Genomic DNA, 10,644 nt, shown 5'->3' with positions numbered 1-10,644 from the left:
CAAGGACCTCAAGGAGTTCAAGGTGTTCAAGGCGACCAAGGACCACAGGGTGTTCAAGGAGTTCAAGGCGACCAAGGACCTCAGGGCGTACAAGGTGACCAAGGACCTCAGGGTGTTCAGGGCGTACAAGGTGACCAAGGACCTCAAGGAGTTCAAGGCGACCAAGGCGACCAAGGACCTCAAGGAGTTCAAGGACCTCAAGGAGTCCAAGGCGATCAAGGACCTCAGGGTGTTCAGGGCGTACAAGGCGACCAAGGACCTCAAGGAGTTCAAGGCGTGCAAGGCGACCAAGGACCTCAGGGAGTTCAAGGTGACCAAGGACCACAGGGAGTTCAAGGTGATCAAGGACCTCAAGGAGTCCAAGGTGACCAAGGACCTCAAGGAGTTCAAGGAGACCAAGGACCTCAGGGTGTTCAGGGCGTACAAGGAGACCAAGGCCCTCAAGGAGTCCAAGGCGATCAGGGACCTCAAGGAGTCCAAGGCGATCAAGGCCCTCAGGGAGTTCAAGGCGTACAAGGAGACCAAGGACCTCAAGGAGTCCAAGGCGATCAAGGCCCTCAGGGAGTTCAAGGCGTCCAAGGCGACCAAGGACCTCAAGGAGTCCAAGGCGATCAAGGCCCTCAGGGTGTTCAAGGACTGCAAGGCGACCAAGGCCCTCAGGGTGTTCAAGGACCGCAAGGTGACCAAGGACCAGCTTAAGGTCAAGGTATATTTAGAGGACTCAAAAGTTATTTATAACTTTTGGGTTCTTTTTTTGTCTTAAGTTCATGTTTGCAGTCCTGCTGTAACAAAAAAAACCTTTGTCGAAGTCTCATGGAAATGATTCAGAGAGACTTCGACAAAGGTATTGGAAAATAATTGTTGGCTAATATTCTAATCAGCCTTGTTGTAATTTACGGCAACACAACCACTTTCTCTTTGCAGGACGCAATAAATTTTCCATATTGAATACAAGTTTCTAATGAATCATTTGGCTCCATAGGCCACCATCGTATGGCTCCCCTGGGAGCTTTGGAGGCATAGGTTTCGATTTCTGATGGAATTCGACCTACAACCACAATTTCGATCTCCCTAAAGTTGTTTTCAATGCCCTTTTGGAGCGTTTTAATTAATTGGGTGTGCTCTATTTCAGGACAGGAATGGGGGATAGGGAACAATATCGAGAATTTAGAAGTATCTTCTTGAATAACGTGAGCAGATTTCCGGGCAGGATCATCCGTAGAAGTCTCCCATATACGACGATAAGGCAATTGCTGTGGTAAATCGAGTTCTTTCAGTCTCATTTGTATCCTTTGAAAATAGCATCTATTTAGTTCCCCTACAAGAACCTGAATCTGCTTATTTCTTAGGAATGTAGTGTTATTCCCATGTTCGTTACGATATTGGATATATATCAAATCGGGGATGTTTGCAAATTTAGTGCAAAGAAACGTCCGGACCAGCATATCGTAATCATCTGCAACCAGTAGTTCATTGCGATGTCCCCCGATCAGATGATAACAGTCCCTTGTCCACGCACGGGGATGATTGGGTAAACCGACCAAATGTCGAATGGTTTTGCCATTAATGGTCGTATGTTTTTGTACATTTTGCCATCTGTTCATTTCATGCAGCCAGACTCGATAATGAACACTGTAGCCAAAGCCACAATCCCAGCCATACCAATGTGCATGATTGCTCCCTGCATACACTTCAGCACAATCCCCATAAACAAAGCCACAGTCAGGGTTTTGTTGAAATGCTTTGACGATTTTCTCCAGGCAGTCAGGAGTTAGCTCATCATCATGATCGACTTCTACCAAAATTTCCCCTGTACATAGACCTGCTGCAAACCTTTTGATAGCCCCTATATAACCATTGCGGGAATCCTGGCGATATCTCCGCACACGGTGATCCTCTAAAGGGAGTAAATACTCCTTGTACGTTTCATCTTCATCACCGGAATCATCCACGATTACCCATTCCCAGTTCTTGTAGGTCTGCTTCAATAAAGATTGATAAGGTCGTTGAATTTTTTCCTTTGATCTGTAGCTGGCAGTAAAGACGGATATTAAAGGTGTGTTTGAAGAAAAATGTGTAGGAGGAATCGTTCTATTCTCCGGAAGAGGATCTGTTGCCTTAAGCCAGCAGAAAAATAAATGCATAGGTTGAATTTCGTCAGGTGATTGGAAGTGTAACCAGCGTTTTTTTTCGTGACCAGGCAATGCTTTTAGTGCTGAAAATTCTCCCCACTCTTCTCCGATCGAGACGTAAACCCGAGGTTTTTGGAGGCTATTGTCTATAAGTGGCTGATCAGCCTCATACAAGTTTATTGTAATGTTATTTTCTTCCAATCTATCTATCAATTCTTTTACATGATCCTTTAAAACCTTCTTCGATACAAATAAATGAGTTGTCAGTAGCGGAGTGAAATTCAATGACATGATCATTCCCCTTTACCAGTTTCGAACATCAACGAGAGGGAGGTGCCGTTCAGACGTAAGCTATTGTTTTTATTGAAACAACCATTTTCCTGGCATCATTTTATTTCCCAGTAGTATATATGTATGTGTATGTGTTCGGGGATGTGAGAAAAATACCAGCCCATATGAACATAGCGAATAAACCGTTTGAAACCTCCGTCGTAAACACCGAAGCATTAAAGAAAGGTGGAGTAAGTGTGGAATGCCCATTAGTAAGTGTAGTTATACCTGCATATAACCGGCCGCATACACTAAAAATCGCCATCGACAGTGTATTGGAACAAACTTACCCGAACATCGAAATTATTATCTGTGATGACAGTACAACGAATGAAGTACAAGAAATGATTGATTCTTATTTAGATTCTTTTCCCCAAGTTAAATATTATAAAAATGATAAAAATCTTTTTCTTGGAAATTGGCATAAATGTTTTGATTTGGCATCAGGTGAATATATCAATTACTTGATGGATGACGATATGTTTCATAAAGAAAAAATAGCAAGGATGCTCTATTTTTTTGAAAATTTTGAAAAGATCACACTGGTTACCTCGTATCGGCAAACCATGAATGAATTAGGGGCTATTCTCCCACCGCTCTATGCAACGGAAAAGTTATACGAAGAAACAAGGATAATGGACGGAAGAATGTTGGCAAACGTTGCATTAACTCGTTGTTTAAATGTGATTGGTGAACCTACAACAGTGTTTTTCAAAAAAACAGATCTTATCGAACGGTTTGGAGTTTATAAAGGGAAACAGTATTCTCTTCTTAATGATTTAGCTTCCTGGTTGAACTTACTATCCAAAGGAAAAGCAGTTTATATTCCTGAAGCGCTAAGCTATTTTCGAATACATCCCAATCAAAATAATCAAACGCTTGGTCAAAATGCGTTCACGGAATGGTTAGATATTATGATTGCCTCGAGAGATGATGGATTTCTTGATACCAACGATTTGTTTAAAACTGCACTTCATTCTTATCATGAACGTATAAAAGGCCGTCCACAATTTGTTGCAGATATCAAGCGAATTGAAATGATATTAAAAACATTGGAATCCTAACTTGCTCATCCCATGTGCAAAGGAGGCTTGGCTTATGTTTGAAATTCCCTTCTTACGACCTAGTTTAGTAAAAAAGGAACGATTTATTGCTAATTTTGAGAAAATAGAAGAGACGCGAATTTACTCCAATTATGGCCCCTTAAATAACCTGTTTGAAGAGCGGGTCATTGCGCAAGTGTTTAATGGAATCGGTTCGGCTGTGACTGTTAGTAACGCTACCATCGGCTTGATTTTGGCTATCGCTCACAGCAAGCGACCACAGGGCAAATATGCAGTTATGCCAAGTTTTACTTTTGCTGCCACCCCACTTGCTGCTGAGTGGTGCGGGTTAGAACCCTATTTCCTTGACATTGAACCGGAGAATTGGCAAATGAATAGGGAGCAGTTAGAGCAGGCAGTCAAGCTGCTGGGAGATGAGATTGCGGTAATCGTTCCTTATGCCACTTTCGGTACAGCCATTGATTTGTCTGTATACAATAAGCTGCAGGAGCAAGGAATTCCGGTAGTCATTGATGCTGCTGCCAGTTTTGGGACTATATCTCCCGAGGAAGCCACCCATTTTGGTAAAGGCTTTGGAGGGGCCGTAGTATTCAGCTTTCATGCCACCAAATCTTTTGGTATCGGAGAGGGTGGATTGGTATACAGTTTGGACCAGGATCTCATTAAGCGAATTCGTCAGGCGGGGAATTTCGGTTTCTCCAGCAGCAGGGAGTCTGTCACCCAAGGTCTTAACAGTAAGATATCCGAGTATACCGCTGCTATCGCTTTAGCTACTCTCGATCACTTCAAAACTGTACGGGAGAATAGAAGGACGATCTACGAATATTATCTTCAAGAACTGCTCCAAGCAGACTTATTAGAACGAGGATGGTCTGTACAAAAAACCCAAGGATCGGTTGTCCATCAATTTATCCCTATTCTTAGTCCGGATTCACACACGAATCAAGAGGTCGTTAAGTTATTAGCCTCTAATTCAATAGAAGCCAGAACCTATTTTTCTCCGGCGTGCCATCAGCAGAAGCAGTTCCAAAGTTATCCCCGGTCTACTCTTCATGTTACCGAGCATATTACCAAACATATTGTCAGCCTGCCCTTGTGGGAGGAACTGGATGAGATTATCGTTCGAAGAATTGTAAATGTTCTAAGAAGCTTGGGAAGAGAGACAGCCAGATGAGGAAACTCGTGATTTGGGGATCGGGCGGACATGCCAGGGAAATTAACTGGTTATGTGAAGAGTTAGGAGTTCGAGTGATAGGATTCTTAGACGAACGGCCTGAGACGAAAGGGCAGATCGTAAATGGGGTTCCTGTACTGGGGACGTTGACCGACATTAAAGCGTTAAAATATGAGGTGGAACTGATATGTGCGGGAGTGGGTGACCCAGCATTAAAGAAACGATTCGCTTATCATACAATTCAATCGGGATTTCGTATCGCAGCCCCGCTAATACATCCGCGTGTTCGTTTGTCTCGAAGAAACACCATTGGAGAGGGAAGTATGATCTTTGAAGGGGCTGTCCTGTCGGACAATATTAAGATCGGACAGCATGTGATTATCAATCGGAGTGTTAACGTGAGTCATGATGCGGTTATTGGCGATTATATAACCATAGCCCCTGGTGTGAATTTGGCAGGTAACGTAACCATAGATGAGGGGGCCTATATCGGCGTCGGTGTCTCGGTACGGGAGAGATGTCACATTGGTTGTTGGTCTATGATAGGTGGAGGTGCCTTTGTTAAAGATGATATACCCAGCTTTACCATGGCTGCAGGGGTACCAGCAGTCGTTAAAAAACGACTTGATATTCCCTGAGTAGTCTTTCTTTGGACGGACGTATTCGATTTGTAGTAATATGCTTGGCAATGAAGTGATTTACCTACCAAAAGGCCGTGCCGGAAAAGGTTCTCATAACCTGATCCCGGCGCGGCTTTTGATTAATGTACACAGATTACAGATGGATGAAAATTAAAATTTATTTTTGATTATTTTTGTATTACTTATTTTCAAATTAAAACAAAGGTGTTATAGTCTCCATAAACAAAGAATAACCACTGTAATAAAGCCTTTCAAAACTAAAACTAAACTTGGAGGTCTTTTTCCTATGGTACAAAGTCTGTGGATTTCTTCACAAGCGTCTGAGCAGAAAAGCATGCTGGAACAGCTCGTATACCGTTCTAACCTGATTGGTACAGAGAGGAGTGTGTGCAATTGGGGAGGCGGTAATACTTCGGCCAAAACGACGATACCAGATTTTCGCGGGCGTGAAGTAGAAGTGATGTACGTCAAGGGCAGCGGTTCCGATCTCGCAACAATGAAAACGCATAACTTCACAGGACTTCGTAAGGAGGATATTCGTCCTTTATTTGAAAGAGAAGATATGTCTGACGAGGATATGGTCGCATATTTGGCGAACTGTATGATAGATGCCAAGCATCCACGGGCTTCAATTGAGACGCTATTACATGCTTTTCTGCCTTTTAGACATGTCGATCATACGCACCCGGACGCGATTATTAGCTTGTGCTGTGCGCACAACGGTAAGGAAATCGCTAAGGAAATTTTCGGTGACCGTTTTGTATGGGTGCCTTATATCCGTCCTGGATTTAAGCTGTCGAAAATGATTGCCCAAGGTGTACTCGATCATCCACAAGCTGAATTGGTATTGATGGAAAAACATGGTCTGGTTACGTGGGGAGACACATCCGAAGCGGCTTATGCCAAAACGATCGATATCATCCGAGAAGCAGAAAGCTATATTAAAGCTCGTCAAGAGGAAAAGCAGGCGTTTGGAGGAACAAAATATAAAGCGCTTACTTATGAAGAGCGCCGTAGCATTGCATCTCAAGTTATGCCGTCGATTCGGGGAGCGGTCAGTGATGAGAAAAAGATGATTTTAACCTTTGATGACGCGGAAGATGTGTTGGAGTTTGTGAACGGCCGGGATTCTGCTGCTTTATCCCAGGTCGGGGCTGCGTGCCCGGATCATCTGGTCCATACCAAGATGAAGCCACTCTATGTAGATTGGACACCGGATGTGGAGGATGTAGAGGGCTTGAAAGTTAAGCTTGCCGAGGGTATAGCAGCCTATAAGGAGCAGTATCAAGCTTATTTCGAGCGCAATCGGCATGAGGGAGATGTTATGTTTGAGGCTGCGCCACGTGTAATTTTGGTTCCGGGTGTTGGTATGATCAACACAGGTAAAAGCTGGAGCAATGCGCAGGTAAGCGGTGCTCTGTACCATCGGGCTATCGCTGTCATGCAAGGGGCAACGACGTTAGGAGAGTTTGTTTCACTCAGTGAGAACGAGTCATATAACGTGGAATATTGGCCGCTGGAGCTTTATAAGCTGTCACTCGCGCCAGCAGAAGTTGAATTTTCCCGTAAAATTGCGTTCATTACAGGTGGTGCAGGCGGAATTGGCAGTGCAACCGCACGTCGTTTGGTGGATGAAGGCGCACATGTCGTACTGGCAGACCTGAATCTGGAAGGCGCGCAAAAGGTAGCCGCAGAGATCAATAGTAGCTACGGAGAAAACTGTGCCATTGCCGTAAAAATGGATGTGACGCAGGAGGAGCAAATTCAGGCTGCCTATGCAGAAACGGCATTGACCTATGGCGGTGTAGATATCATCGTCAACAATGCAGGCCTTGCTACATCCAGTCCGTTCGATGAAACATCGTTAAAGGAATGGAATTTAAATGTGAATGTGCTGGGAACGGGTTATTTTCTGGTTGCACGAGAAGCGTTCAAGCTCATGAAGGAGCAGACACTTGGCGGCAGCATGGTGTTCGTCGGCTCCAAAAACTCGGTCTACGCAGGTAAAAATGTAACGGCCTACAGCTCGGTCAAGGCGCTGGAAGCGCACTTAGCCCGTTGTATTGCCGCAGAAGGTGGTGAATATGGTATCCGTGTGAACACCATTTTGCCGGATGCCATTCTGCAAGGCTCGGCAATCTGGAACTCCAACTGGCGTAATGAACGCGCCACTGCCTACGGCATTGAGCCCGACCAGCTGGAGGAGCATTATCGCATACGGACGACGCTGCTGGTCAATATTTACCCGCAGGATATCGCTGAGGGCATTGCCTTTTTCGCCTCATCCAAGGCAGAGAAAACGACAGGTTGTATGCTGACCATCGACGGCGGCGTCCCCGCTGCCTTTACACGCTAGCCGAATTAAAATGAACCTGGGTAAGCGATAGACTCATTTCAACGGCTCAACACTTAGGATTATAACGAACTAATTTAATGTACTAATCTATTTCACTAATCCAAGCCACATGTTATACACACACTAACACTTTAAAAATAGAAGTGACTTTATGGGTGGTCAGCAGCGGAGCGATCGGAAGAACAATCCGCACGCGAAGCGATCTCCCATAACTCACTTCATTTTTCCAAGGAGGAACCATGATGAGTGACAAAGCGTACGCCTTATTCGAGGAACAACAGCAACAACGAGGCATTGACCTGGAGCGAGTAAAGGCAAAGCTGAAAGCGCTTAGCATAGAAACACCATCCTGGGGATATGGCGACTCAGGTACACGATTTAAAGTCTTTCAGAAAACGGGCGTGCCGCGTGATCCGTTCGAAAAGTTAGAGGATGCGGCGCAGGTTCATGCCGTGACAGGCTTATGTCCATCCGTTGCCATTCACATTCCGTGGGATAAAGTAGACAATTACGGCAAGCTTCGCAGTCATGCGGAAAGCCTCGGTCTGCGGATTGGGGCCGTGAATCCTAATCTGTTTCAAGACGAGGACTACATGCTCGGCAGTGTCACCAATGTAGACCCGGCCATCCGCCGCAAGGCCATCAACCATTTGCTAGAATGCGTAGATATTGCGAAGGAAACGGGCACGAACGACTTTAGCTTATGGTTCGCAGACGGAACGAATTATCCCGGTCAGGGGGACATTCGCAAACGGAAAAATTGGATGCTGGAAGCGCTCAGTGAAATGTATAAGGCGCTCACATCTGACATGCGCATGCTGATTGAATACAAGGCGTTCGAGCCAGCCTTTTATCATACGGATATTGCCGATTGGGGCATGGCGTATAATTACGCAACCAAGCTGGGGCCGCAGGCACAGGTGCTGGTGGATACTGGGCATCATCTGCCGGGAGCCAACGTGGAGCATATTGTGGCGTTTCTAATTGATGAGAAGCGATTAGGTGGTTTTCATTTTAATAGCTACAAATATGCGGATGATGATCTGATCGTGGGCTCCGCGAATCCGTATGAACTGTTCTTGATTTTTTATCAAATTTTAAATGCGGCTCAGGATGTGGATAAAGATATTCGGCATACGGTGGACAAAATTGCTTATTTGATCGATCAGTCGCACAATATTGAGCAAAAAATTCCGGCGATGATTCGTTCGGTGCTGAATGTGCAGACTCAATATGCGAAAGCGCTCCTAATTAATCATGCAGAAGTGGAGGAAGCATCGAGCCGCCAGAATGTGCTGGGTGCAGAGGATGCTGTGCGACAAGCGTTTGAGTTTGATGTGGCACCATTGCTCAGAGCGATCCGTGAAGAGCAAGGCTTACCAGCAGACCCGATGAAAGCTTACTTAGCGTCTGAGTATGGCACGCAGATTTTGCAAAGAGGCAAGGGTGGTGCAAGCTGGTGAGTATCCTCGCTTATGATTTGGGGGCAAGCAGTGGCAGGGTTCTACTCGGAGAATTGACGGATTCACGTATAGTGGTGGAGGAAATCCATCGCTTTTCGAATGATCCGGTCAAGGTTGGGGAACATCTGCACTGGGATCTGTTGCGTCTGTATCACGAGGTTCAGCAAGGATTGATCAAAGCCAAGCATAGGGGAGTGAATCCATCCAGTCTAGCGATTGACTCCTGGGCGGTCGATTTTGGACTGATCGGAGAAACTGGAGAATTGCTGGGCAACCCTTATCATTATCGGGATTGGCACACCCATGGGGTAATGGAAGAAGTACAGGAACGGCTGGGAAAAGAGTTTATTTTCCAGCGCACAGGCATTCAGTTTTTGACGTTTAATACCATTTATCAGCTGGCTGCTATGCGAAATGCGAGTTCACCGTTGCTGGAGCAGGCAAAGCATTTCTTGATGATTCCAGATCTGCTACGGTATTTTCTGACAGGTGAAATGTACAATGAGTTTTCCAATGTGACCAGCACGCAATTATATAATCCGTTGCAGCAAAAATGGGATGATGAGCTTTTGTCTGGAATCAACATTCCTCATTCCTGGTTTGGTGAGGTGCTGGAGCCAGGAAATGTTGCAGGAACGATCCGCTCGTCGGTTATGAACGATTTGGGCATTGGAGCGATTCCTGTGATTGCAGTAGCAGAGCACGATACGGGATCTGCTGTGGCTGCCGTGCCTGCGCTGGAGCGCTCGTTTGCGTACTTGAGCTGTGGAACATGGTCCCTGATGGGAACGGAAACGGCACAGCCTGTAATCAATGACGATACGCTTCGTTTTAATTTTACGAACGAAGGTGGGGTCAGTCGAACTTACAGGCTGCTTAAAAACATCATGGGCTTATGGATTTTACAGGAGGCGCGTAGGGAGTGGGAACGGCAGGGGTACTCCTATTCCTTCCCTGAACTGGTTCATATGGCAGAACAGGCTCCAGCATTCACTTCTTTGATTGATCCGGACGATGAACTATTTCTGCACGCCGGGGATATGAGAACACGAATTCGCCAATATTGCCGCAATACCCGACAGCCATTGCCCGAGACGCCGGGAGAAATCACGCGTTGTATTTTGGAGAGTCTGGCGTTAAAGTACCGTTACATTTTGGAGCTTACAGAACAGGTGTCAGGACAACGGTTTAATGGTTTACATATGGTCGGAGGAGGGATTCAAAATCGCTTGTTGTGCCAATGGACGGCCAATTCGATTCAAAAACCAGTGTGGGCGGGACCTGCAGAAGCGAGCGCAATCGGCAATCTTGCGGTACAATGGATGACACAGGGAAAGTTCGCCGATATATGGGAAGCCCGCTGGGTCATCGCGAATTCTATTTCCGTGGAGGAATATGAGCCTGCCGAATCAGAAGCGTGGGAGGATGCCTATGGGCAATTCCGGCGGGTAGCGGGACTTTTTGTACATTAAAGATGTGGAGTG

General features: G+C 45.7%; 8 protein-coding genes. 7 read left to right on the top strand and 1 reads right to left on the bottom strand.

Features of this window, described 5'->3' with window-relative positions; translation table 11 throughout:
* On the top strand, positions 1–763 hold a 763-nt coding region (locus G9G53_RS25000), incomplete at its 5' end, for a hypothetical protein (RefSeq protein WP_238796294.1).
* A gap of 130 nt (positions 764–893) precedes the next feature.
* On the opposite strand, the gene G9G53_RS24995 is transcribed toward G9G53_RS25000, so the two are convergent.
* Positions 894–2,423, bottom strand: a complete 1,530-nt coding sequence (locus G9G53_RS24995; protein ID WP_069012380.1) for a glycosyltransferase — start codon at positions 2,421–2,423, stop codon at positions 894–896.
* 236 nt (positions 2,424–2,659) lie between these two features.
* Between G9G53_RS24995 and G9G53_RS24990 the strand changes: the two genes are divergently transcribed.
* From G9G53_RS24990 to rhaB, 6 genes are all read left to right on the top strand, one after another.
* Positions 2,660–3,526: a glycosyltransferase family 2 protein gene (locus tag G9G53_RS24990; RefSeq protein ID WP_069012379.1), complete on the top strand. Its 867-nt coding sequence runs from the start codon at positions 2,660–2,662 to the stop codon at positions 3,524–3,526.
* A 34-nt stretch (positions 3,527–3,560) separates the two neighbouring features.
* The gene (locus G9G53_RS24985; RefSeq protein WP_029518454.1) at positions 3,561–4,700 is read left to right on the top strand and encodes a DegT/DnrJ/EryC1/StrS family aminotransferase; all 1,140 of its coding nucleotides are present in this window, start codon (positions 3,561–3,563) and stop codon (positions 4,698–4,700) included.
* A complete protein-coding gene (locus G9G53_RS24980) occupies positions 4,697–5,338 on the top strand; it encodes an acetyltransferase (RefSeq protein ID WP_039275128.1) in 642 nt (213 codons plus the stop codon). Before G9G53_RS24985 ends, G9G53_RS24980 begins: the two co-directional genes overlap by 4 nt.
* Positions 5,339–5,627: 289 nt before the next feature.
* Positions 5,628–7,697, top strand: coding sequence for a bifunctional aldolase/short-chain dehydrogenase (locus G9G53_RS24975; protein WP_165150820.1), 2,070 nt, complete (start codon positions 5,628–5,630; stop codon positions 7,695–7,697).
* A gap of 242 nt (positions 7,698–7,939) precedes the next feature.
* Positions 7,940–9,160, top strand: coding sequence for an L-rhamnose isomerase (rhaI, locus tag G9G53_RS24970; protein ID WP_029518451.1), 1,221 nt, complete (start codon positions 7,940–7,942; stop codon positions 9,158–9,160).
* On the top strand, positions 9,157–10,632 hold the full coding sequence (gene rhaB / locus G9G53_RS24965; protein ID WP_029518450.1) for a rhamnulokinase: 1,476 nt from the start codon (positions 9,157–9,159) through the stop codon (positions 10,630–10,632). Before rhaI ends, rhaB begins: the two co-directional genes overlap by 4 nt.
* Positions 10,633–10,644: the final 12 nt, after the last annotated feature.

Origin of the sequence: Paenibacillus sp. EKM206P (genome assembly GCF_011066155.1) — a bacterium.
Taxonomy (GTDB): domain Bacteria; phylum Bacillota; class Bacilli; order Paenibacillales; family Paenibacillaceae; genus Paenibacillus; species Paenibacillus polymyxa_D.
Note: the sequence above shows the minus strand (reverse complement) of the source record. Positions and strands in the feature narration are given on the sequence as shown.